Source organism: Streptomyces sp. CB01373, assembly GCF_002803075.1.
Taxonomy (GTDB): Bacteria; Actinomycetota; Actinomycetes; order Streptomycetales; family Streptomycetaceae; genus Streptomyces.
Window position 1 is genome coordinate 51,228 of sequence record NZ_NNBK01000021.1, and the last position, 23,260, is coordinate 74,487.

Annotated in this window: 15 protein-coding genes, 1 tRNA gene and 1 pseudogene; 9 read left to right on the plus strand and 8 right to left on the minus strand. The window is 74.0% G+C overall.

Features of this window, described 5'->3' with window-relative positions:
* Positions 1-91 precede the first annotated feature (91 nt).
* The 7 genes from CG719_RS29855 (at position 92) to fdh (ending at position 11,427) form a co-directional block, all read left to right on the plus strand.
* Positions 92-1,876: an N-acetylglutaminylglutamine amidotransferase gene (locus CG719_RS29855; RefSeq protein WP_100571832.1), complete on the plus strand. Its 1,785-nt coding sequence runs from the start codon at positions 92-94 to the stop codon at positions 1,874-1,876.
* Complete coding sequence (locus tag CG719_RS29860) at positions 1,849-4,353, plus strand: prolyl oligopeptidase family serine peptidase (RefSeq protein ID WP_100571833.1); 2,505 nt, start codon at positions 1,849-1,851, stop codon at positions 4,351-4,353. Before CG719_RS29855 ends, CG719_RS29860 begins: the two co-directional genes overlap by 28 nt.
* An 82-nt stretch (positions 4,354-4,435) precedes the next feature.
* Complete coding sequence (locus tag CG719_RS29865) at positions 4,436-4,981, plus strand: hypothetical protein (protein WP_324839019.1); 546 nt, start codon at positions 4,436-4,438, stop codon at positions 4,979-4,981.
* 158 nt (positions 4,982-5,139) lie between these two features.
* Positions 5,140-6,168 (plus strand): 4Fe-4S dicluster domain-containing protein, encoded by a 1,029-nt coding sequence (locus CG719_RS29870; RefSeq protein WP_100571834.1) that lies wholly within the window; start codon positions 5,140-5,142, stop codon positions 6,166-6,168.
* The gene (gene nrfD / locus CG719_RS29875; protein WP_199836835.1) at positions 6,165-7,196 is read left to right on the plus strand and encodes an NrfD/PsrC family molybdoenzyme membrane anchor subunit; all 1,032 of its coding nucleotides are present in this window, start codon (positions 6,165-6,167) and stop codon (positions 7,194-7,196) included. The genes CG719_RS29870 and nrfD overlap by 4 nt, the downstream gene beginning before the upstream one ends.
* Positions 7,197-7,305: 109 nt before the next feature.
* Entirely contained in the window at positions 7,306-8,130 is an 825-nt protein-coding gene (locus CG719_RS35540) for a hemerythrin domain-containing protein (RefSeq protein WP_159024979.1), read from the plus strand.
* 36 nt (positions 8,131-8,166) lie between these two features.
* Positions 8,167-11,427, plus strand: coding sequence for a formate dehydrogenase (fdh, locus tag CG719_RS29890; RefSeq protein WP_234375818.1), 3,261 nt, complete (start codon positions 8,167-8,169; stop codon positions 11,425-11,427).
* A gap of 19 nt (positions 11,428-11,446) precedes the next feature.
* Here the strand turns inward: fdh and selD are convergent, their stop codons facing one another.
* The gene (gene selD / locus CG719_RS29895; protein ID WP_100571837.1) at positions 11,447-12,469 is read right to left on the minus strand and encodes a selenide, water dikinase SelD; all 1,023 of its coding nucleotides are present in this window, start codon (positions 12,467-12,469) and stop codon (positions 11,447-11,449) included.
* A gap of 109 nt (positions 12,470-12,578) precedes the next feature.
* On the opposite strand from selD, the gene CG719_RS35545 reads away from it, so the two are divergent.
* Positions 12,579-12,671 (plus strand) — tRNA-Sec (locus CG719_RS35545).
* Positions 12,672-12,757: 86 nt separating this feature from the next.
* Here CG719_RS35545 and CG719_RS29900 read toward each other — a convergent pair.
* The 7 genes and pseudogenes from CG719_RS29900 to CG719_RS29930 all read right to left on the minus strand — a co-directional run.
* A pseudogene (locus CG719_RS29900) lies at positions 12,758-14,458 on the minus strand (GTP-binding protein); the annotation flags it as partial.
* 10 nt (positions 14,459-14,468) lie between these two features.
* Entirely contained in the window at positions 14,469-15,884 is a 1,416-nt protein-coding gene (gene selA / locus CG719_RS29905; protein WP_199836836.1) for an L-seryl-tRNA(Sec) selenium transferase, read from the minus strand.
* A gap of 245 nt (positions 15,885-16,129) precedes the next feature.
* Positions 16,130-16,543: an SRPBCC family protein gene (locus CG719_RS29910; protein WP_100571839.1), complete on the minus strand. Its 414-nt coding sequence runs from the start codon at positions 16,541-16,543 to the stop codon at positions 16,130-16,132.
* A gap of 95 nt (positions 16,544-16,638) precedes the next feature.
* Entirely contained in the window at positions 16,639-17,799 is a 1,161-nt protein-coding gene (locus tag CG719_RS29915) for an AI-2E family transporter (RefSeq protein ID WP_100571840.1), read from the minus strand.
* Positions 17,800-17,990: 191 nt separating this feature from the next.
* Positions 17,991-18,734 carry an SOS response-associated peptidase gene (locus tag CG719_RS29920; RefSeq protein ID WP_100571841.1) on the minus strand — a complete coding sequence of 248 codons (744 nt, stop codon included), beginning with the start codon at positions 18,732-18,734 and terminating at the stop codon, positions 17,991-17,993.
* A 61-nt stretch (positions 18,735-18,795) separates the two neighbouring features.
* Positions 18,796-19,908 carry a sensor histidine kinase gene (locus tag CG719_RS29925; RefSeq protein ID WP_100571842.1) on the minus strand — a complete coding sequence of 371 codons (1,113 nt, stop codon included), beginning with the start codon at positions 19,906-19,908 and terminating at the stop codon, positions 18,796-18,798.
* A gap of 2 nt (positions 19,909-19,910) precedes the next feature.
* Complete coding sequence (locus CG719_RS29930; protein ID WP_100571843.1) at positions 19,911-20,657, minus strand: response regulator transcription factor; 747 nt, start codon at positions 20,655-20,657, stop codon at positions 19,911-19,913.
* 386 nt (positions 20,658-21,043) lie between these two features.
* On the opposite strand from CG719_RS29930, the gene CG719_RS36815 reads away from it, so the two are divergent.
* Positions 21,044-23,209 carry a C40 family peptidase gene (locus CG719_RS36815; protein ID WP_234375819.1) on the plus strand — a complete coding sequence of 722 codons (2,166 nt, stop codon included), beginning with the start codon at positions 21,044-21,046 and terminating at the stop codon, positions 23,207-23,209.
* Positions 23,210-23,260: the final 51 nt, after the last annotated feature.

Genomic DNA, 23,260 nt, shown 5'->3' on the forward strand with positions numbered 1-23,260 from the left:
CCGCCTCCCTCGGAGTGCCCCGCGCCTCCGGCACTGACGGCAGACCCCCCGCGGCGGCCGATGAGGCCGCCGCGGCAGGGAGGTCCGGCTGATGTGCGGGCTCAGCGGCGAGGTCCGGTTCGACGGCCGGCAGCCGGGCCTGGCCGCGGTCGAGCGGATGACCGACCGGCTCGCGCCCCGCGGGCCGGACGGCCGCGGGGTGTGGTCGCAGGGGCCCGTCGCCCTCGGCCACCGGCGGCTGAAGATCATCGATCTGACGGACAGCGGCGCGCAGCCGATGGCCGACCCCCGGGCGCGCGTCGTCGGCGTGTTCAACGGATGCGTCTACAACTACCGCGAGCTGCGCCGCGATCTGGCCTCGCGGGGCCATCAGTTCTTCTCGGAGTCCGACACCGAGGTGATCCTGAAGGCGTACGTCGAGTGGGGCACCTCCTGCGTCGAGCACTTCACCGGCATGTTCGCCTTCGTGATCGTCGAGCAGGACAGCGGACGGGTGGTCCTGGCCCGCGACCGGCTGGGCATCAAGCCGCTGTACCTCGCGGAGTCTCCCGGACGGCTCCGGTTCGCCTCCTCGCTGCCCGCGCTGCTGGCGGCCGGCGGCGTGGACACGTCCATCGACCCCTCCGCACTGCACCAGTACCTGAGCTGGCACGCGACCGTGCCCGCGCCCCGCACCGTCCTCAACGGCGTGCGCAAGCTGCCGCCTGCCACCGTCCGGGTGGTCGAGCCGGACGGCACGTACCGCGACCACCGCTACTGGCAGCCGGACTACACGCGCCGCCCCGAGTACGCCGGTCTGAGCGACGAGGACTGGACGGAAGCGGTCCTTCAGGCGCTGCGCACGGCCGTACGGCGCCGGATGGTCGCCGACGTTCCGGTGGGCGTGCTCCTGTCGGGCGGTCTGGACTCCAGCCTCATCGTGGCGCTGCTGGCCGACGAGGGGCAGTGCGACCTGGCCACGTTCAGCGTCGGCTTCGAGTCCGAGGCAGGCGAGGAGGGCGACGAGTTCCACTACTCCGACCTGGTGGCACGGCACTTCGGCACCGACCACCACCAGCTGATGGTCCCCTCCGACCGGGTCTCGCAGGCCCTCGAAGGTGCGGTCCTGGCCATGAGCGAGCCCATGACCAGCCACGACGTGGTCGCCTACCACCTGCTGTCCGAGCAGGTGGCCAAGGAGGTCAAGGTCGTGCAGAGCGGCCAGGGAGCCGACGAGGTCTTCGCCGGCTACCACTGGTACCCGGCGATGGCGGACGTGCCCCGGCACCGCGCGGCCGACGCGTACGCCGAGACGTACTTCGACCGGCCGCACGCAGGCCTCGCGCGCATGCTGGACCCCTCGGTGCTGCCCGGCCACGACGTCTGCGGCGACTTCGTGCGCGCGCACATGGCCGTGCCGGGCGCCGAGACCGCGCTGGACGCAGATCTGCGGCTGGACACCCACGTGATGATGGTCGACGACCCGGTCAAGCGGGTCGACAACATGACCATGGACTGGGGTCTGGAGGCCCGCGTGCCGTTCCTCGACCACGAACTGGTCGAACTGGCCGCCGCCTGCCCGCCCGGACTCAAGCTCGCGGACGGCGGCAAGGGCGTCCTGAAGGCGGCGGGCCGCAGGGTCCTGCCGCGGGAGGTCGTCGACCGGCCCAAGGGCTACTTCCCCGTCCCGGCGATCAAGCACATGGCCGCACCGGTGCTGCTCCGCGTCCGCGAGGCCCTCTCCGCCCCCGAGGCGCGGGCCCGCGGCCTGTTCCGCCAGAGTTACGTCGACGAGTTGCTCGCCGCGCCCGACGCCCACCGCACCAAGCGCGGGGCGAACGCGCTGTGGCAGGTTGCTTTGCTGGAGATATGGCTGCAGACCCACGGAATCCACTGACCGGCGAGCCCCCCGGGGCGATCCCGCCCGGGGACGCGGACCGCACGCGGACCGGGCCGGACCTCCCCGGGTCCGGCCCGGCCGGGAGCTCGGCGGGCCAGGAGCGGGGTGACCGGGCCGGCGAGCCGGCCCCGTGGAGCAGCCGGGCCGTGGCGGCGGAGAACGCGGCGCAGCGGTCACGTACGAAACCGGTGGAACACGGAGTGGACCCACCCCGCACCGCCGGGGAGGGAAGCACCGCGGGCGCGGAGTACGGGGCGGGTCACGTGGGCACGCCGTCGCCGGGGTGGGCGCCACACGCGCGCGAAGGCCTCGCCGGGCCGTCGTCGACGGCGCCGGCCGTTCCCGGACAGGTGGCGCGCGGCGGGGCGCAGGCCGCGCCCGAGGTCGTGCTGGTGCCGGACGCGGCGGTGCCGCTCGACGCGGTGCCGCGGGTGCTCGTCTCGCACGGATGCTGGTACCCCTCCGTCGACCCCGGCGGGCGGAACGTCGCGTTCATCTGCGACCGGGGCGGGGTGCCCCAGTTGTGGGCGGGCCCGGTCGACAGCGATGACGTGCACCTGCTGGACACCGAGCCGGATCCGGTGACCGAGGTCGCCTGGTCGCCCGACGGCCGGTGGATCGCGTACACCACCGCTCCGGGCGGCAGCGAGCACACGCGCGTGTTGTGCGTACGCCCCGACGGCACCGGGCGGCGGGTCCTGGCGGGCGGCGAGCCGGGGAGTTCGGCGTACCTCGGCTGCTGGACGCGCGACGGTTCGGCGCTCGCCGTGACGGTCGCCGAGGCCCCCACGTACTTTCCGGCCCCGGCCGGGGCGGAGGCCGGCGCGGGCGCCGTCTCCTCCGGCGCACTCGTCTCGGGCGCCGCCACGACGGTCCACCCGGAAGGCTGGACCGCGCGCGACGGCCGCGCCACCCTCCTGGGCGCCCCGGCCCGGCCGGGGCCGCCGACGACTCGCGTCACCGGAGTCGACTCGGTCTCCGCCGCCGACGGCAGCACGGCCCCGGCCGAACCCACGCCCCGGACCCTGTCGGCGTACCTGGTCGACCCGGACGGCACGGCCGCCCCCGCACTGGTCGCGAGCGAGCCGGACGCCGCCACCCTGCGCGTGTGCGACATCAGCAGGGACGGGCGGCTGGCGCTGGTGCGCCGGGGACCGCGGGCCCGGCGGGAGGCCCTGGTGGTGCGCACCCGGGATCTGCGGGTGACCTGCGCGCTGCCCGTGGCCGACGGTGACCCGTGGATCGGCGCGTTCGCGCCGGACGCCCGTACGGTGTGGCTGCGCAGCGACCACGACCGTGAGCACGCCGCCCTGTACGCGGTCGCCCTCGACCGGCGGGGACGGCGCCTCGGCCTGACGGTGGCCGCCCAACGCGACGGGAGCGGCCTCGAGTTGCTGGCCGTGGACCGCGACGGCCGCGGCGCCGTGCTGGCCTGGAACGTGCGCGGGGTCAGCGAGCTGGAGGTGGTCCCACTGATCTCGGTGCCCGGGACGGCCCTCGGACCGTCCCGCGCCGTACCGCTCCCGCACGAGGTCGTCACCCGTGTGGCCGTCACCGCGGACCCGGACGCGCCCGTCGTGGCGCTGTCGGGATCACTGCGCCGGCCGGGGGTCTGGTGGCTCCCGCAGGGCGCCGCGCTGCGCACCCCGTGGTCCTCGCGCGACGAGGACGTCGTCGCCCCCGGCGTCCACCGTCCCGTACGGCCGGTGCCGGTGCGTCCCGTCGCCCGGGACGGACTGGGCCTCGGCGGCTGGTACTACCGCGCGCCGGGCCGCGCGCCGCAGGAGCCCGCGCCCTGCGTCCTGCATCTGCACGGCGGCCCGGAGGAGCAGGAGCGCCCGGTGTTCGACCCGCTCTACCACGAGCTGCTGGGCCGGGGACTGGACGTGTTCGCCCCCGATGTGCGCGGCTCGTCCGGTTACGGCCGTTCCTTCGTCGACGCGGATCTGGGCAGAGGCAGGTTCGCCGCGATCGAGGACGTCGCCGACTGCGCGGCGCACATCCTCCTGGAGGGATTGGCCGACCCGCTCCGGCTGGCCGTGATGGGCCACTCCTACGGCGGCTATCTGACGATGGCGTCCCTCGTGTGGCATCCGGAGCTGTTCCGCACCGGCGTCCCGGTCTGCGGGATGTCGGACCTCACGACGTTCTTCGCGGGCACCGAGCCGTGGCTGGCCCAGTCGGCCGCGCACAAGTACGGGCATCCGGAACGCGACCGTGAGCTGCTGCGCGCGCTGTCCCCGATGAGCCGCGTCGACGCGCTGCGCGTGCCGGTCCTGGCGGTGCACGGCGAACACGACACCAACGTGCCGCCGGGCGAGTCCGAGCAGTTCGTACGAGCGGCCCGGGAACGCGGGGTGGAGGCGGAACTGCTCGTCCTGCGCGACGACGGCCACGACTTCCGGCGTGCGGACAACCGCCGCGCCTTCCGCAGGACCGCCGCCGACTGGATCCAGCGTCACCTGTCCGGTTGAACCGGGACGTTTCGGCGTACGGTGACCGCGGCAACCCCTCTTCCCCGGGGCCTTGAGTCACGGTAGCGGGGAGTGAGATGCGATGTGGAAGCGCGGTAGGCGCGTACGGCGGCCCGGCGAACCCCTGCCGCTGGAGCTGTGCGACCTGTGCGGCGCGACCTTCCCTCAGGACGATGCCGTACGCGGTTGGGTTCCCGACTCCTCCTGCGTCCATCCCACCAACGACTGGTTCGACGGCCTGCGCCGCGTCACCGCGTGCGGTGCCGCGCACTTCGCGGCAGTCCAGGACGAGTACCGGCGCCGTGACTTCGTGCCGGAGGAACTGTGGGCCGCCAAGATCGTCCGTGCTTTCGGCGCCGGCACCCAGGTCACCACGCTGGAGGAGCTCGGCCGCCGTACGGGCTGCACGAGCCGGAGATCCGCAGTGCAGTCGCGTGGCACAACGCACACCGGCGCCGGCGGACGCCGCCCTGAGCGCGTGACGGCAGGGACTTCAGGTACGGCCACCGTGGTCACGTCGAATCGAACGTCGTACGTCGCGCTGCGGGCCGGTGCTCCGGTCGGCGGTGTCCTGAGGGCACGGTTTTGGGCGCGCGCGGTCCGGGCACCCGTGCCAGGCTCGAAATGAGCACTGTAGTGCGGGCTTCACGCGGCAGAAAGGCGGGCACGGCGTGGCGGTGGCTGACGGGCACGCATCGACCCGGCCGCCCGCGCGCGCCGGGCGGATGGTCCGCGCGGTCGACGAGCGATCGCCCTGCCCGCTGAGCTGAGCGAGGAGGTCCGGACATGACCGACGGCAACACGACGGCGCTGAACGCGGCGGGCGGCGACCCGTCGGAAGCACGAAACCTGTTGTTCGGGCCGCTGCCGAACGTGGCGCAGGCGTCCGGATACGCCGACGCCCCGCCCCGGATGGGCTTCTTCACCGACACCTCCGTGTGCATCGGCTGCAAGGCCTGCGAGGTGGCGTGCAAGGAGTGGAACGCCGTGCCGGAGGACGGCCTCGAACTGACCGGCATGTCCTACGACAACACCCAGGGGCTCGGAGCCAGCACCTGGCGGCACGTTGCCTTCATCGAGCAGCGCAGGCCGCTGGGCGGCGGTCGGGAACCGGAGGCGGGCGGCGGCGGTTTCGACGCGTTCGAGGCGGCCCGGCAGCTCGGTTCCACGCCCTCCACCGCGCCGGACCCGGCCCCGGCGGGCGCGCCGGCCGACGCGATCTCCCCGGTGTCGCCCGACGGGCGACACGAGCTGCGCTGGCTGATGTCGTCCGACGTGTGCAAGCACTGCACCCACGCGGCCTGCCTCGACGTGTGTCCCACCGGTGCGCTGTTCCGCACCGAGTTCGGGACCGTCGTGGTCCAGGAGGACGTGTGCAACGGCTGCGGCTACTGCGTGCCCGCATGCCCGTACGGGGTCATCGACCAGCGCAAGGAGGACGGCCGGGTCTGGAAGTGCACCCTGTGCTACGACCGGCTCGGCGTCGGCATGGAACCGGCCTGCGCCAAGTCGTGCCCCACCGACTCCATCCAGTTCGGCCCGCTGGACGAGCTGCGTGAACGGGCGGCCACGCGGGTGGTGCAGCTCCACTCGGCCGGTGTCACCGACGCCCGGCTGTACGGGGAGAGCCCGGACGACGGGGTGGGCGGCGACGGCGCGTTCTTCCTGCTGCTCGACGAGCCCGAGGTGTACGGCCTGCCGCCCGACCCGGTGGTCACCACCCGGGATCTGCCCTCGATGTGGAAGCACGCGGCGACGGCGGCCGTGTCGCTCGCGGCTCTGGGCGTCGCCGCTTTCGTCAGGAGGCCGCGATGAGCGAGTCCGACGTCACCCGTGAGGGTGTGAAGGGGGCGCGGCCCGGCCGGGACGCCCCGGCCGACGACGCGGCCGGGCACGGACGGCACCGGCGTCGCCGCGGACGCGGCGAGCAGTCGATGGTCCCGGAGGCCCGGTTCTCCTCCTACTACGGCAAACCGGTCCTGAAGAGGCCGACCTGGAAGTCCGTCGACATCGCCGGCTACCTCTACCTCGGCGGCCTCGCCGGGGGATCGTCGCTGCTGGCGGCGGGGGCACAGGCCACGGGGCGGCCGGCGCTGGCCCGGACGGCGAAGCTGGGCGCGGCGGGCGCGATCTCCGCCTCGCTGGTCGCGCTCGTGCACGACCTCGGGCGGCCCGCCCGTTTCGTCAACATGCTGCGCGTCTTCAAGCCCACCTCGCCGATGAGCGTGGGCTCCTGGCTGCTGGCCGGGTACGCGCCGCTGACGGTGGTCGCCGCGGCCACCGATGTCGCCCGCCGCTACCGCCTGCTGGGCGCCGGTGCGACGGCGGGTGCCGCCGTGCTGGGTCCGGCGGTCGCCACCTACACCGCCGTACTGATCTCCGACACGGCGGTGCCCTCGTGGCACGAGGGCTACCGGGAGATGCCCTTCGTGTTCGCCGGTTCCGGCGCCAGTGCGGCCGCCGGGCTGGCGCTGGCCTTCGTGCCGGCGGAGCAGGCGGGGCCCGCGCATCGCATGGCGGTGCTGGCGGCCGGGCTGGAGATGGGCGCCTTCCAGCTGATGAAGCGCCGGATGGGCCTGGCGGCCGAGCCGTTCGAGCAGGGCGATGCCGGGCGTCTGCTGCGGGCGGCGGAGCTGCTCACGGCGGGCGGCACCGCGCTGGCGGCGGTCGCGGGGCGGCGCCGGGGTGGCCGCGCTCTGGCCGTGGCGGCCGGGCTGGCCCTGCTGTCCGGCTCCGCCGCGCTCAGGTTCGGCGTCTTCCACGCGGGCGTGGCCTCGGCGGAGGACCCCAAGTACACGGTCGTACCGCAACGGGAGCGCCTCCGGACCGCCGGCACGGACTGACGGCACGGACTGACGGCAAGGACGGACGGCACGGCACGCGGCGGGCTGTTTCACGCCGTACGGACCGGGTACTTCGGTGCGGCGACCGGACCGGAAGGAGACCAGGCCCATGCCCAGCCGCAGTCAGGTGCAGCGCCTGCTGGCGGACGGTCTCGACTACGAGGAGGCCGGACACCGGCTGGGGGTGCCCGCCGGTCAGGCCTTCCTGATCGCCACGGGGTTGCCCGCCGACGGCGGCGACACCCTCACCGCCGCCGAGCAGCACCGGGCCGGTATGCCCCAGGAGTCCACCCAGCACCTCGCCGACCCGCCCGCCGAGAACCCCACCGGCAAGGACGGGACGCGACGGTGGCTGCGGCGCAGGGCCGTCACCGACCGCTGGATGCGACAGGCCGCCGAACAGTGGGACGCCCGTCCGAAGGGCGACCGCGCACCCGGTGACGTGCACGAGCTGACCTCCGTGCTGACCCGCGACCACGACCGTGTCACCGGCCTGCTGAAGCAGTTGAAGGCGCTTCCCGGGGTGACGAAGGGCGGCACCGGGCCCGACCTGGCACGCCGGGAGTCCCTGGTCGCCCTGATCGCACAGGCGCTGGAGAGCCACGAACCGGCCGAACAGCGCCATCTGTGGCCGGCCGTGCGCGACGCGCTCGACACCGGTGACCGGCTGGCCGACCAGGCGGTCGAGCAGGAAACCGAGGGCATGAGCACGCTGACGGCCCTCCGGGGCACCTCCCCGGACAGCGAGGAGTTCGACGAGCTGGCCGAACGGCTGGAGAGCCAGGTGCGCCGGCATGTGGCGTTCGAGGATGCCGTCTTCACCCGGCTGCGGGAGAATCTTCCGCAGCAGGACCGCGAGCGCCTGGGGGCCGAGGTCGTCGAGGCCTGGCAGAGCGCGCCGACCGTGCCGCACCCGCACGGTCGGCAGGACTGACGGCACCGAGCAGCAGTACCGAAAGGGATCCCTCTCATGGGTGTACGCACATGGATCGACTCCTGGCCGGTCTACCGCCAGCTCAAGGGCACGGACCCGCTGGGCCGCGGGGCGGCCGCCAAGAGCGGGCCCAGCGCACGGCTCACTCCGCGGGTCGCCTCCGCCGACCGGGTGGTGAAGTCGATCTGTCCGTACTGCGCCGTCGGCTGCGGCCAGAACGTCTACGTCGAGGACGAGCGGGTCACCCAGATCGAGGGCGACCCGGACTCCCCCATCTCCCGCGGCAGGCTGTGCCCCAAGGGCGCGGCCAGCCTTCAGCTCACCACGGGCGGTGCCCGTGAGCACTACGTCCTCTACCGGCGCCCGCACGGCACCCGGTGGGAGCGGCTCGACCTCGACACGGCGATGGACATGATCGCCGACCGGGTGATCGAGGCCCGTCGCGCCGGCTGGCAGTGGGAGGTCGACGACACCCGCACCCGGCGCACGATGGGCATCGCCGGCCTGGGCGGGGCGACGCTGGACAACGAGGAGAACTATCTGATCAAGAAGCTCTTCACGGCGCTGGGCGCGATCCAGATCGAGAACCAGGCCCGTGTTTGACACTCCTCCACCGTTCCCAGTCTGGGAACCTCGTTCGGCCGCGGCGGCGCGACCAACTTCCAGCAGGACCTGCAGAACTCGGACTGCATCGTCATCCAGGGCTCGAACATGGCCGAGTGCCATCCGGTCGGCTTCCAGTGGGTGATGGAGGCGAAGGCCCGAGGCGCGAAGCTGGTCCACGTCGACCCGCGGTTCACCCGCACCAGCGCGCTGGCCGACGTGCACGTGCCGCTGCGCGCCGGCTCGGACATCGCCTTCCTCGGCGCGATCATCAACTACGTCCTGAGCAACGACAAGTACTTCCGTGACTACGTCGTGGCCTACACCAACGGGCCCGTGCTGCTGAGCGAGGACTTCCAGGACACCGAGGACCTCGACGGCGTGTTCTCCGGCCTCGACCCCGACAGCGGCACGTACGACAGCACGAGCTGGCAGTACGAGGGCATGGAGATGCAGGCGGCCTCCGGCAAGCGCGACCTGGAGTACGAGAAGCGCACCGGCCGCCGCAGCCTGGTGAGCGAGTCGGCACGTGGCGAGGCCCACGGTTCGGGCGGCGCGGACATCGGCGCGGGCCACCCCGAACGCGACGAGACGATGACCCACCCGCGGTGCGTGTTCCAGGTGCTCAAGCGGCACTACGCCCGCTACACCCCGGAGATGGTCGAGCGGATCTGCGGCGTGCCGCAGGACCTGTTCCGCCAGGTGTGCGAGCTCGTGACCGAGAACTCCGGGCGCGAGCGGACCACCGCGTTCGCGTACGCGGTGGGCTGGACCCAGCACACCGTGGGGGTGCAGTACATCCGCGCCGCCGCCGTGCTGCAGACCCTGCTCGGCAACATCGGCCGGCCGGGCGGCGGCATCATGGCCCTGCGCGGGCACGCCTCCATCCAGGGGTCGACGGACATCCCCACCCTGTTCGACCTGCTGCCCGGCTACATCCCGATGCCGCACGCCCATCTGAACGACGACCTGGACTCCTTCGTCCAGGGCGAGGCGGCGCGCAACGGCTACTGGGGCAACATGCGTTCCTACCTGGTGAGCCTGCTCAAGGCGTACTGGGGTGAGGCGGCGACGCCCGACAACGAGTTCTGCTTCGACTACCTGCCGCGGCTCACGGGCTCCCATTCCACCTACGAGACGGTGATGGCCCAGATGGAAGGCGTCTGCAAGGGCTACTTCCTGCTGGGAGAGAACCCCGCGGTGGGCTCCGCCAACGCAAAGATGCAGCGGCTGGGCATGGCCAACCTGGACTGGCTGGTGGTTCGCGACTTCTCCCTCATCGAGTCGGCCACCTGGTGGAAGGACGGCCCGGAGATCGAGAGCGGGGAGATGCGCACGGAGGACATCCGCACCGAGGTGTTCTTCCTGCCGGCCGCCGCGCACACGGAGAAGGACGGCAGTTTCACCAACACGCAGCGGCTGCTGCAGTGGCACCACCAGGCCGTCGAACCGTCCGGCGAGGCGCGCAGCGACCTGTGGTTCACCTTCCACCTCGGCCGCATCATCCGGCGCAAGCTCGCCGGTTCGGCAGACCCGATGGACCGGCCGGTGCTCGACCTGACCTGGGACTATCCCACGAAGGGTGAGACCGCCGAGCCCGAGGCGGAGGCGGTGCTCGCCGAGATCAACGGGTTCGACGCCGAGGGACGGCCGCTGGCGTCCTACGAGCAGCTGACCCCGGACGGTTCCACCGCGTGCGGCTGCTGGATCTACTGCGGTGTGTACGCCGACGGCGTCAACCAGGCCGCGCGCCGCAAGCCGGGCAAGGAGCAGAACTGGGTCGCCAACCAGTGGGGCTGGGCGTGGCCCGCCAACCGCCGGATCCTGTACAACCGGGCCTCGGCCGACCCCGACGGCAAACCGTGGAGCGAGCGCAAGGCGCTGGTGTGGTGGGACGAGGACGAGGCGCAGTGGACCGGCCACGACATCGCCGACTTCGCCAAGGAGAAGTCGCCGCACCACCGGCCGCCGCCGGACGCGACCGGCCCCCAGGCCCTGTCGGGCATCGACCCCTTCGTGATGCAGGCCGACGGCAAGGCCTGGCTGTACGCGCCGTCCGGGCTCACGGACGGGCCGCTGCCGACACACTACGAGCCGCAGGAGTCGCCGTTCCCGAACCTCCTGTACGGGCAGCAGCGCAATCCGGCGCGGTACGTGACGCGGTCGCTTCCGGACAACCGCTACGGGCCCAGTGCCGGCGAGCCGGGTTCGGAGGTGTTCCCGTTCGTGGCCACCACCTACCGGCTCACCGAGCACCACACGGCGGGCGGCATGTCCCGCTGGCTGCCCTATCTGGCGGAGCTGCAACCGGAGTTCTTCTGCGAGGTGTCGCCGGAACTGGCCGCCGAGCGCGGTCTGGAGCACACCGGCTGGGCGACGATCGTCAGTGCCCGGGCCGTCATCGAGGCACGGGTGCTGGTCACCGACCGGGTGCCGCCGCTGACCGTGCACGGCCGCACCCTGCACCAGGTGGGCCTGCCCTACCACTGGGGCCCGAACGGCTACAGCACCGGCGACGCCGCCAACGAACTGCTCCACCTCTCCCTCGACCCCAACGTCCACATCCAGGAGGCCAAGGCGTTCGGCGTCGACATCCGCCCGGGCCGCCGCCCGAGGGGGCCGGCTGCGGTGGAACTGGTCCGCTCCTACCAGGCGCGGGCGGGCATCGACGAGCACACCGGAACCCAGCCCTGACCGGCGGATCGTGCGGGGCTCACTTCAGGACGACGGAGTGGGCCCCGCGCGGGACGAGTTCACCGATCACCGGAAAGCCGGGGACCTCCCCGGCGATCAGGAGGCCGCCGGAGGTCTGGGCGTCCGCCAGCAGGAGGCGGGTGCCGGCGTCGGCGCCGCCGAAGTCGGTGAACGGCTCCACCCAGGCCAGGTTGCGCCGTGTGCCGCCGCTGACGTAGCCGTCGCGTACGGCCTCGCGGGCGCCGTCCAGGTAGGGCACGGCGGCGGTGTCGATCACCGCCGTCACGTCCGAGGCGCGGGCGAGTTTGTGCAGATGGCCCAGGAGGCCGAAGCCCGTCACATCGGTGGCGCAGGAGGCCCCGGCGGCCAGGGCGGCGGCGCAGGCGTCCCGGTTGAGGGCCACCATGGTGGCCACGGCCTCCTCGAACCGCTCGCCGGTGGCCTTGTGGCGGTTGTTCAGTACGCCGAGGCCGAGCGGTTTGGTCAGGGTCAGGGGCAGACCGGGCCGGCCGGCGTCGTTGCGCAGCAGCCGGGCGGGATCGGCCAGGCCGGTGACGGCCATGCCGTACTTGGGTTCGGGGTCGTCGACGCTGTGCCCGCCGCCCACGTGGCAGCCGGCCCCGGCGGCGACCTCGAGACCGCCGCGCAGCACCTCGCGGGCCAGCTCGAAGGGCAGCACGTCCCGCGGCCAGGCCAGCAGGTTGACGGCGAGGACGGGGCGGCCGCCCATCGCGTACACGTCCGACAGGGCGTTGGCCGCGGCGATGCGTCCCCAGTCGTAGGGGTCGTCGACGACGGGGGTGAAGAAGTCGGCGGTGGACACCACCGCCTGCGTGGCGTCACCCCCCGCAGGCAGCGCCACGACGGCCGCGTCGTCCCCGGTGGCCAGTCCGACGAGCAGCGGGGTGTCCCCGGTGTCCGGCAGCATGGTGGCCAGCCCGCCGAGCACGTCCTCCAGCTCACCCGGCGGAATCTTGCAGGCGCAGCCGCCACCATGGGCGAACTGGGTGAGCCGTACGGGGGTTTCATGGGTGGCGGTCACGCTGTGCTCCTGTCTCCTGTCTCGATGATCCGGCGCTCTCCCGGTCCCGGTGGACCGGTCGGTGCGCCCGCGCCGTCCGTGCCGGCCTTCCGGTAGCGTGGCCGCCGGTGGAGGCGTGTGGGTGCCTGGTGGCCCTCCCGGTCTTCAAAACCGAGGTGTCCGAGGATCTCGGACAGGCGGGTTCGATTCCCGTCCGCCTCCGCTCTCCTCTGTGTCCGCTCGGCAGCGTCTGTGCTGGGCGTCGACTCGTTCCGTGTGGCCGTGGGTGTCGAGGTACTCCAGCAGGGGCACGGCGACTCTGCGGGTGGTGTCGAGGGCCTTGCGGGCCTCGCTGAGGGTGAAGGGCTGGGGCAGGCGGCGGAGTGCCGCGGTGGCCTCGGCGTCCGCTCCGGGGAGCAGAACGATTCCCTCGCCGACCCGCAGCAGGGCACCGGCGGAGACCGCCGCGGCCAGGGCCTTGCGGTCGAGGCCCAGTGCGGTGAGGCGGTCGGCCTCGGGGGCGCGGAACGGGGCCTTCTCCAGTTCGCGCCGTACCGCGTCGACGGCGGCGCGCACCGGCGGCGGCAGGGTGGGGCCGGCGCTGTCGGACCGGTACAGGCGTCCGTCGCGGCGCAGCAGGCGCGGCTCGCCCGGTGCCGCGGCGAGGGCGTCCACCAGCGCCCGGTCGGGCAGGTCCAGCAGATGCCGGGCCGCTTCGGCCGGCAGCCCCGGCTCCATGGGACGCAGGCGTGCGTGCTCCTCGACCGCGGCGGCCAGCCGCTCGCGCAGCCGGGCCCAGTGGGCCTCGTCGGCCAGCCAGTCCCCGGTGACCGGTTCGGCGGGCGGGGGGATGCCCATGGCCAGCAGGTGGGAGCGGCGGACGAGTCCGCGGCGCCGCAGCTCCGCCGCCCCGTCGGGACGGCCCGTCATGGCGGACAGTACGGCGGCTCTGGCCCGCCCCGCGCCCCGCCGGGTCAGGTCCGGCGGGCACACGTCGAGCACGGTCACCCCGCAGGGGCTGTGCCCGCCGCCGGGTTCGCGCAGGACGGCCCGGTCCCCGACGCGCAGGGGCAGCGGGGGGCGCAGGGTCAGCCGGGCGGTGTCCTCGCCGAGGGGGCGGACGTTCACCGCGACGGCCGCCGTGCCGATGTGCAGGGTGATGTTCCGGGGCAGGTCGCCGACCGGCTCGCCGGTGACGCGGACGTCGATCCGGTCGGGGAACAGCCAGCGGTCCGGCGCCAACAGCACTTTCCCCCGCCGCAGTTGTCCCGCGAGCGGGCCGTGCACGTTGACCGCGACCCGCGCCACCCCGCTGACGGCCCTCCGGTCCTGTCGCAGGCACTGGAGTCCGCGCACCCTCAGCGGTTGCGCGCCGGCGCCGCTCACCAGCCGGTCCCCGACGCGCAGGGTGCCCGCGCCGAGCGTGCCGGTCGCGACGGTGCCGTGGCCGCGCACGGTGAAGGCGCGGTCCAGCCACAGCCGTACGTCCGCGTCGGCGGGCGGTACGGGCAGTGCGCGGGCCATCTGGGCCAGTTCGGCACGCAGTTGGTCCAGTCCGGCGCCGGTCACCGCGCTCACCGCGACGGACGGCACGGTCCCGAGGGAGGTCCGGGCCAGCCGCTTGACGGCCTCGGCGCGCACCGGCTCGGGGTCGGCCAGGTCGCTGCGGGTCACGGCGAGCACGGCGTGCCGTACACCGAGGGCGTCGAGGATCGCGAGGTGCTCCTCGGACTGCGGCTGCCAGCCCTGGTCGGCGGCGACCACGAACAGCACGGCGGGCACGGGTCCGACCCCAGCCAGCATGGTGGCCACGAACCGCTCGTGGCCCGGTACGTCCACGAAGGCGAGGCGTTCGCCCCCGGCGTCCTGCGGCGTCCACACGAAGCCGAGGTCGAGGGTGAGTCCCCGGCGCCGCTCCTCCTCGTAGCGGTCGGGTTCCATCCCGGTCAGGGCCCGCACCAGGGCGGACTTGCCGTGGTCGACATGCCCGGCGGTGGCCAGCACTCGCATGGCGTGGTACCTACCTTTCCGCCGCCGACCGCACGGCCCCGGTGAGGCGTTCGTCGTCGGCGGGCGGCACCGCGCGCAGATCCAGCAGGCACCGTCCGGCCTCCAGGCGCCCCACCACGGGGACCTCCCCGGTGCGCAGGACGGCGGCGTACGACTCCGGCAGGGACAGCGCCGCGCTGGGCAGCGTCACGCCCGGCGCCCCGCCGCCGCCGACGGTGGCGGTCCCGGCGACGGCCCGGACGTCCTCGACCCCGGCGGCGCCCAGCTCGGCGGCGAGGCGTTCGGCCCGCCGCATGAGTGCGGTCTCGTCGGCGGTCAGGAACTCCGCCGTCGGGGTCCGCGGGCCCGTCAGGGTCGCCTCCAGCGCGGCCAGGGTGAGCTTGTCCACCCGCAGGGCGCGGGCCAGGGGGTGCCGGGTGAGGACGCGCAGGAGTTCCGCGTCGCCGAGGAGCAGCCCGCACTGGGGGCCGCCGAGCAGTTTGTCGCCGCTCGCCGTCACCAGTGCCGCGCCGGACCTCAACTGGGTCTCGGCGTCGGGCTCCTCGGGCAGCAGCGGATGCGGGGCGAGCAGTCCGGAGCCGATGTCGGCCACCACCGGCACGCCCAGCGCCGACAGATCGCGGATCCCGGCGGCCCGGGTGAAGCCCGTGATACGGAAGTTGGAGGGGTGGACCTTCAGGACGAACGCCGTGTCGGGGCCGATCACATCGGCGTAGTCACGGACGGTCGTACGGTTCGTGGTGCCGACCTCGCGGAGCCGGGCCCCGGTGGACACAAGGAGGTCCGGCAGCCGGAAGCCGTCCCCGATCTCCACCATCTCGCCTCGGCTGACGACGATCTCCCGGCCCGCGGCGAGCGCGGTGGCGGCGAGGACGAGCGCGGCGGCGCCGTTGTTGACGACGTGGGCCGCGGCGGCGGACGGCACCCGGCCGCGCAGCGCCTCCAGGGCGCTGCGGCCCCGGCGGGCCCGGACGCCGGTGCGCAGGTCGAGTTCGACGTCCGTGGGTCCGGCGGCGTCCTGGACCGCCTGCCGGGCCGCCGAGGACAGCGACGCACGGCCGAGGTTGGTGTGCAGCAGGACTCCGGTCGCGTTGATCACCGGGCGCAGCCCGCCGGCCGACCGCGGCAGCAGCGCCACCGCGGTGTCCGCCACCTGTTCGGGGTCGATGGCGCCCTGGCGCGCCCGCTCCTGTGCCTTCCGGACCGCGGCCTTCACCGGGCCCGGTCCGAGCCGCGCCGCCGCGTCCGCCAGGCGCGCGTCCCGCAGGACGGCGTCCGTACGGGGAATCCGCCGCCGGGCATCGCCCACGGCCCGGCCGTGACCGGTCGGGTCGTGGCCGGTCGAGCCGTGACCGGTCGGGGCGGCGCCGCGGGCGTCCGTACCGGTCTCCTGGCCCGCTCGCTCTCCCGTGACCTGCTGCTCCACCTGGCCTCTCCGTCCGCAGACCGACCTCGCGGGTGTCAATGCCCGCCCATGGTCCCCCAGTGCCCGCGGCCGTCCGCATGACACGCCGTACGCCAGGTCGGGCTTCCGCGCATGCGCCGTCCGGCCGCGCCTCCGGGCGGCCGTTCGGGTACCCGGCCGCGACCGGACGACGCGTCCGGCTCACCCCTGTCCGTCATGGGGCCGCACGCCGCGGCATGTTGAGGGGATGGCCCGGAGCGTGGCGGTCAGCCGCCCGTGTGGTCGGTGCGCAGCCGTACCTGCTCCTCCAGGCGGCGCAGGCTGCCGTCGAGGGCGTCGCAGGCGGCCCGCTCGCCCGGATCGTGGCGGTCGTCGAAGAACGACAGATGGACGGTCACCTCGCTGGCCCCGCTGCCGATGCCGGCGACCTGGAGCCAGCCCGCGTAGCCGCCCTGCTCCCGGGTGCCCCACTCGATCCGCATCCGGTCGCGTTCGGCGCGCAGCTGGGCGGCGGTGTCCCGGTCCGTCTGGTCCTCGTGCACCGTGACGGCGGGGGGCTGCTCCGCGTGCACGTGCAGTTCACCGGGCAGCCAGGCGTCGAACCGGCCGATGTCGGCGGCCCGGTCGAAGACGTGCTCGGGCAGAGCGGGCATCGTGCGTGAACGTTCGTACTCGGCCATGACGGCACCGTTCCTCCGCTCGGGGGTCGTGTCACGGACGCGTGCCCCTTCTGCCGCGGCCGAAAAGCGCCAGCGGAGGAAACGGAAAGGGGACGTCAGGGCGGGGCGGGCCACAGTGCGCGCACCACCGCCCAGGTGACGGAGACGAACGGGACGGCCACCACGGCGCCGACCACGCCCGCGACGATGCCGCCCGCGATGACGGAGACGCCGACGACGAGCGGGTGCAGGCGCACCGCCCAGCTCATGACCACCGGGTGCAGCACATGTCCTTCGAGCTGGCCGATGACGACGATGAGGGCGAGCACGGCCAGCGCGATGAGCGGGCCACGTGCCGCGAGGGCGACCACCGTGGCCACGGCCAGCGCGACCGGTGAGCCCACGAGCGGCACGAACGTGGCGAAGAACACCAGCAGCGTCAGCGGCAGCGCGAGCGGTACGCGCAGCACCGAGAGGGCGATTCCGACGAGGACGGCGTTGGTTGCCGCCACGATGATGATGCCGCGTGTGTACCCGGCGAACGTCCGCCAGGCTGCGTACCCGGCCCGGTCCCACACCGGCCGGGCCCGGCTGGGCAGGAGCTGGTCGCGCGCCCACCGCCAGAGCTTCTCGCCGGAGTGGATGAAGAAGACGGAGGAGAAGACCGCGAGGGCGGCGCCGGTGACCAGTTCGACGAGCCTGCCGAAGCCGCTGAGCGCGCTGCTGAGGAGCCCGGCGCGGTGGGCGGACAGGTAGGCCAGGACCTGCTTCTGCAGGTCGGCCAGTTTGCCCCGGCTGAGCCGGAACGGCGGGCGCTGAAGCCACTCCTCGATTCTGTGGATGCCACCGCCGAACTCGCCCGCGAGCTTGGCCGACTCCCCCGCCACCGTGTGGCCGATGAACGCCAGCAGGGCGAACAGGAACAGGATGCTGCCCACCAGGGCGACGGCGACGCAGAGTGCCCGGGGCAGGAAGCGGTTCAGCAGGTCGGTGAGGGGGCGCAGGATCGTGGTGATGACCAGGCCGAGGAACAGGGCCACGGCGATGAGCTGGAAGCGGCCGAGAACGGTGAAGACGCCGTAGACGGCGATGCCGACGAGGATGAGGCGCCAGGCGTAGGCGGCGGCGACCCGCAGCCAGGGGACGGTGCCCTCGGCCTTCCGGGCCGCCGGGGCGGTCCGGGCGTGCGGCGGGAGGCGTACGGAGTGCGCCGGGCGGCTGCCGGGCGTCCGGCGCCCGCGGCCCGGCCCGCCCGCCGGAGCGCCCGCAGCAGCCACCGCGCCTCCCCTTCGTCCGGGGCCCTCTTGAACCTCTTGAGCATCCTGAGCCCTCTTGAGCACCGTAAGGTCCGGCCGGGCGGGGGCCGGGGTGCAGTTCGGCCGGGTGGGCGGTCAGCGGGGGCATCAGAGGGAACGGGTGCCCGTACGGCGCACGGTGCCGCGCGGGTGCGCCGGGGTGGTCCGGCCCGTCAGGGCGTCGTCTCCTCCAGCAGTTCGGGGCCGTTGTTGCGCACGTTGTTGACGGCCGGGGAGACGGGCCGGGCGCCGAGCCTGCCGCCCGCCGGGGGACTCAGCAGCGCCCGCAGTTCGCCGGCGTCGCGATGGCGGGGGTCGAGCCAGGCGTCGTAGTGGTCCGGGGTGAGGGCCAGCGGCATCCGGGGGTGGACGCGGCCGGCCTCGTCGGTGGCCTCGGTGGTGATGACGGTGCACGTGGTCAGCCAGGCGGCGGGGTCGTCGTCCCGCGCCACGTGCGGGTCGCGCCAGTACGCGTACAGGCCGGCGAGCGCCATCAGCTCACCGTCCTCGGGACTGATGTAGTACGGCTGCTTGCGCGTCCTGCCGGTGTCCGGGGACTTGATCTGCTGCCATTCGTAGAAGCCGTCGGCGGGCAGCAGGCAGCGGTGCCTGACGAAGGCGCGGCGGAAGGCCGGCTTCTCGTGCACGGTCTCCACTCGGGCGTTGATCATCCGGGCGCCGGCCCTCACGTCCTTCGCCCAGGACGGGACCAGCCCCCAGCGCAGCGGCCGCAGCTCCCTGCGGACGGCGGCCGGGGCGCGGTCCTCGCGCGGGGCCCGTTCGAGAACGGCCCACACCTCGTCGGTCGGGGCGACGTTCCAGTTCGGCGCGAGCGCCTCCTCGGGGCGCCACTCGGTGACCCGGAAATGCCGGACGAGGTCCTGCGGACCTCGGGTGGAGACGTAGCGACCGCACATGGGGCCAGGGTGCCACGGTGGCACTGCGGGGAGCGGGAGCGCCTCACGCCCGCCGGTGGGGTCAGCCCTCCGGGGCCGGCAGGGTCACCTCGAAGCGGCAGCCGCCCGGGATGTTGCGTACGGCGGCCCGGCCGTGGTGCGCCTCGACGATGCCGCGGACGATGGCCAGGCCCAGGCCGGCTCCCGCGGGCGGTGTGCGGGAGTGGGTGCCGCGCCAGCCGGTGTCGAAGACGCGCGCGAGGTCCGCCTCGGGGATGCCGCCGCAGCCGTCCTCGACGGACAGCACGACACCGCCGGGCGCGCGTGCGGCGGCGACCGCGACCGTGCCGTCGGCGGGGGTGCGGCGGATCGCGTTGACCAGCAGATTGCCCAGCACTCGGTTCATCTCCTCCGCGTCCACCTCGACCGGCACCGGCTCGACGTGGCCGGCCACGAGACGGACGCCGAGTTCCTTCGCCAGCGGATCCGCCCCGGCGAGCGCGTCGCCGACCAGGTCGTACACGGAGATCCGGGAGCGGGTGAGGGCGAGGGAGCCGGCGTGGATGCGGGACAGCTCGAACAGGTCGCCCACCATGGCGTCGAGGTGCTCCACCTCGGCGCGGATCTGCCGCAGGTAGCGGTCCGTGTCGGCGGCCACACCGTCCTCCAGCGCCTCGGACATGGCACGCAGTCCGGCGAGCGGGGTGCGCAGGTCGTGGGAGATCCAGGCGACGAGTTCCCGGCGGGAGGACTCCAGGGCGCGCTCCCGCTCACGGGACTCGGCGAGCCGGGCACTGGTGGCCGCCAACTCGCGGCTCAGATACTCCAGTTCGGCGGTCGCCGGGCCGTGGGGCGCGGCGAAGTCGCCACCGTCGCCGAGCGCGCGGGCGGCTCGGGCGAGCTCGCGGCTGCGGGCCACGACCCAGCGGCCCAGGAGCAGCGCGGTGGCCAGGGACACCACCGCCGCCATCGCCACGACGGTGGTGACGACGGACAGGTCGTGCGCGGACAGGAACATCGCCTGGGCCACGGCCAGGGTGCCGGCCAGCATCGCGCCCACCGCCACGGCGGCGACCACGGCGAGGGAGGCCGTCAGTGAGCGCCGCCGGATCAGCCGCAGCGCGCCCGCCCCGGCCAGTCCGGCCACGGCGGCGCCGAGGAAGGCGTACAGGGCGATGAACAGGGGCTCGCGCACCGTCAACTCCGCTCGTGTCCGGTGGGGTCGAAGCGGTAGCCGACGCCCCACACGGTCTGGATGAGGCGGGGCCGGGCCGGGTCGTCCTCGACCTTGCCGCGCAGCCGCCGGACGTGGACGGTGACCGTGGACAGGTCGCCGAAGTCCCAACCCCACACCTCCCGCATCAGGTCCTCGCGGCTGAACACCCTGCCGGGGTGGCGCAGGAAGAAGGCGAGCAGGTCGAACTCGCGGAGGGTGAGCGCGAGTTCGGTGCCGTTCCTGGTGGCGCGGCGGCCTGCCGGGTCCATGGCGAGTCCGGCGGCGGCGAGCGGCGGCGGCACGGTCGCGGGCCGGGTGCGCCGCAGCACCGACTCCACCCGCAGGACGAGTTCGCGGGGGCTGAACGGCTTGGTGACGTAGTCGTCGGCGCCGACCTCGAGGCCCAGGATGCGGTCCTCCTCGTCGCCGCGGGCCGTGAGCATGATGACCGGCACCGGGCCCCGCCCGCGTATCCGGCGGCACACCTCCAGGCCGTCCATGCCGGGCAGCATCAGGTCGAGTACGACCAGGTCCGGCCAGTGGGCGGCGGCCCGGGCGAGCGCGGTCGGCCCGTCCCCGGCACGGTCGACGACGTGGCCCGCGCGGTCCAGGTAGCCGGAGACGATCTCGGCGACCGTGGCGTCGTCCTCGACGACCAGCACCCGCGCCGCCCCGGCCGGCCTCCGCCCGCCGGACCCGGCGTCCCTGGATTCGTACGACTCCTTCATGCCTCCAGCCTGGCACCACGCCTGCCCCCGCGCCGCCCGCCAGGGGGCTCTCCCCGGCCTCCGGCGTCCGGACGTGAGGCAGCTCACGGGAAGGTCACGAATACGTATCGGACATTCCACACTTCAATCTTCACACCGGGTACACATGTTCGCTAAGTTGACGAGCAGGCCGCACGATTGCCTCCGGCGAGTCGCGTCGGATCGTGCGACCTCCGCCGAGTCCGGTACGCCCCCGCAGCGACCGGAGCCGGGGAACCGACCAACCTCGGGGTGAAGCGGTCCAACTGTCCCTCGGGACAAGGGCCGCGGGGCACGCCTTCCACAGAACGTCCGCCCGATGCCGAGAGCAGAACCGGTAGGCGGCCCATGGGAGGGGTGCGTCCTTCTTGACGCCGGAACGACCGAGCGACGACAGGCCGAGCCGCGCCGAGGTCCAGCAGCGGATCAGCAGCCTGTACGACCAGGCGGAGAACGCCACGGGGAACTTCAACGCCACGCGCGCGATGAGCAACAGCGCTCGTACGCGGCGGGGTTCGGCTGCCTGGGGCGGTTCCGGGGGCTCCGATCCGGCGGTGGACCGGATGGCCCGGAAGTGGTTCGACGTGGGGCGTGCCCAGTTGGGTCCGACCAGGCCGGCGGTCCTGCCGCCGGACCGTATGCCGAAACCGGCCGACTCCCCTGCCGCGGCGCCGGGCAGGCGTCCGGCGGATGTCCGCGAGGGACTGGCGCTCGACGCGGGCAGGGCACCCCGGCCGGAGCTGCCCGCCGGCCCGGTGGCCTCGGCCCCCGAACTGCCGGCCGCGGCGCGGGCCACCCCGGAGTTGCCCGCCGCCTTGCCCGTAGCGGAACTGACCGCCCGCCCCATGCAACCGCCACCGCCCACCGGCACGACGGCGCCGACGCCCACCACCGGCACCATGGGTGCGCTCCCCAACGGGGCCATGCAGCCGCCCTCCGGCACCATGGGTGCGCTCTCCAACCGCTCCATGCAACCGCCCGCCACCGGCACCATGAACTCGCTGCCGAACGCAACCATCGGCACGCCCCCCGCAGGAACCATGGACGCCGCGACGACCGGCACCATGGCAGTACTCCCGAACGGGGCCATGCAGCCGCCCACCGGCATGGGCTCGCTCCCCGACGGCACCATGCGGCCGCCCACAGGCACCATGAGCGCACTCACCAACCGCTCCATGCAACCGCCCCCCACCGGCACCATGAACTCGCTGCCGAACGCAACCATCGGCACGCCCCCCGCAGGAACCATGGACGCCGCGACGACCGGCACCATGGCAGTACTCCCCAACCGCACCATGCAGCCGCCCCCGACCGGCAGCCTGGGCCCGCTCCCGAGCGCAACCGGCGGCGCGCCCGCCACAGGAACCATGGGGGTGCTCCCCAACCCCACCATGCAGCCGCCGCTCACCGACCCCTTGGGCTCGCTGCCGGGCGCACCCACAGGGACACTGCCGCCGACAGGCATGGAAGCGCCGCCGACCGGCACCATGGGAGTGCTTCCCAACGGCGCCATGCACCCCGCCACCGGCGCCATGGGGGCACTGCCCAACAGCGTCATGCAGCCACCGCCCACCGGCAGCCTGGGCCCGCTCCCGAACGGAACCATCGAAGCTCCGACCACCGGCACGATGGGGGTGCTCCCCAACCGCGCCACGCAGCCGCCGCTCACCGGAGCCATGCAGGCTCCTCTGGCCGGCACCATGCAGGCGGCGCCGTCCGTCGGCGGCCTGGACTCGCTCTCCGGTGGGGCCGTGGAGGCTGCCACTGGGAGCCTGGGTGTCACGGCCCCGCCCGGCCCGGTTGCCTCGTTTGCGGGTGGGGCCGGGCCGGGGCGTCGTTGGCAAGGCGCCGCGATGCAGCGGCCCGTCAAGGAGCGGATGCGGAGCAAGCTCGCCCAGGCCGGCGAGATGCTGGCCCGGCACGCCCCGCAGCAGAGCGCGCCGCCGCCCGTCGCTCCCGGAGCTCCCGGGGAGCCCGCGCCTAAGCCGGAGGCGGCGCAGTGGCAGCAGCACGCCACGGGACTCTTCGACACGACCCCGCCGCTGGACGGCAACTCGCTCTTCGACGCCAGCCAGGCGGGAGTCCCGGGCTCCCTGGGAGCGGCGGGCGAGGCCGGAGCCGCCCCCGGCCCCGCGACCGGCCCCTCCGTACCCGAGAGCCCGGCCGCGGCCTACGAGCGGAAGGCCGCCAAGGCGCTGGCCTTCGCCCGCGGGCAGATCGGCAAGCCGTGCGTGTGGGGAGCCACCGGTCCGGGCTCCTACGACTGTTCGAGCCTCACCCAGGCCGCCTGGCGGGCCGCGGACGTGGCCCTGCCCCGTACCACCCACGAACAGGTCGGCTCCGGCGCGGCGATCGAGCTCGCCGCACTGGAGCCGGGGGACCTGATCTTCTTCTACGGCGAGGTCAGCCACGTGGGGCTGTACGCGGGCAACGGCACCATGATCCACGCCCCGAGTCCGGGCGCGTCGATACGCGAGGAGTCGATCTTCTTCGCGGGCCCGCAGGCCATCCACAGCGCCATACGGCCGGCCTGAGCCGACACGGGCGGGGAGGCCCGGGTGACCGCCACGGCGTCACCCGGGCCT

Excerpts from the sequence above, each read along its gene's own strand:
- CG719_RS29910 (WP_100571839.1), bottom strand. The coding sequence starts at position 16,543 with ATGGCCGAGTACGAACGTTCACGCACGATGCCCGCTCTGCCCGAGCAC.
- CG719_RS29870 (WP_100571834.1), top strand. The coding sequence starts at position 5,140 with ATGACCGACGGCAACACGACGGCGCTGAACGCGGCGGGCGGCGACCCG.
- CG719_RS29860 (WP_100571833.1), top strand. The coding sequence starts at position 1,849 with ATGGCTGCAGACCCACGGAATCCACTGACCGGCGAGCCCCCCGGGGCG.
- CG719_RS35540 (WP_159024979.1), top strand. The coding sequence starts at position 7,306 with ATGCCCAGCCGCAGTCAGGTGCAGCGCCTGCTGGCGGACGGTCTCGAC.
- CG719_RS29930 (WP_100571843.1), bottom strand. The coding sequence starts at position 20,657 with ATGAAGGAGTCGTACGAATCCAGGGACGCCGGGTCCGGCGGGCGGAGG.
- nrfD (WP_199836835.1), top strand. The coding sequence starts at position 6,165 with ATGAGCGAGTCCGACGTCACCCGTGAGGGTGTGAAGGGGGCGCGGCCC.
- CG719_RS29920 (WP_100571841.1), bottom strand. The coding sequence starts at position 18,734 with ATGTGCGGTCGCTACGTCTCCACCCGAGGTCCGCAGGACCTCGTCCGG.
- CG719_RS29855 (WP_100571832.1), top strand. The coding sequence starts at position 92 with ATGTGCGGGCTCAGCGGCGAGGTCCGGTTCGACGGCCGGCAGCCGGGC.
- CG719_RS29865 (WP_324839019.1), top strand. The coding sequence starts at position 4,436 with ATGTGGAAGCGCGGTAGGCGCGTACGGCGGCCCGGCGAACCCCTGCCG.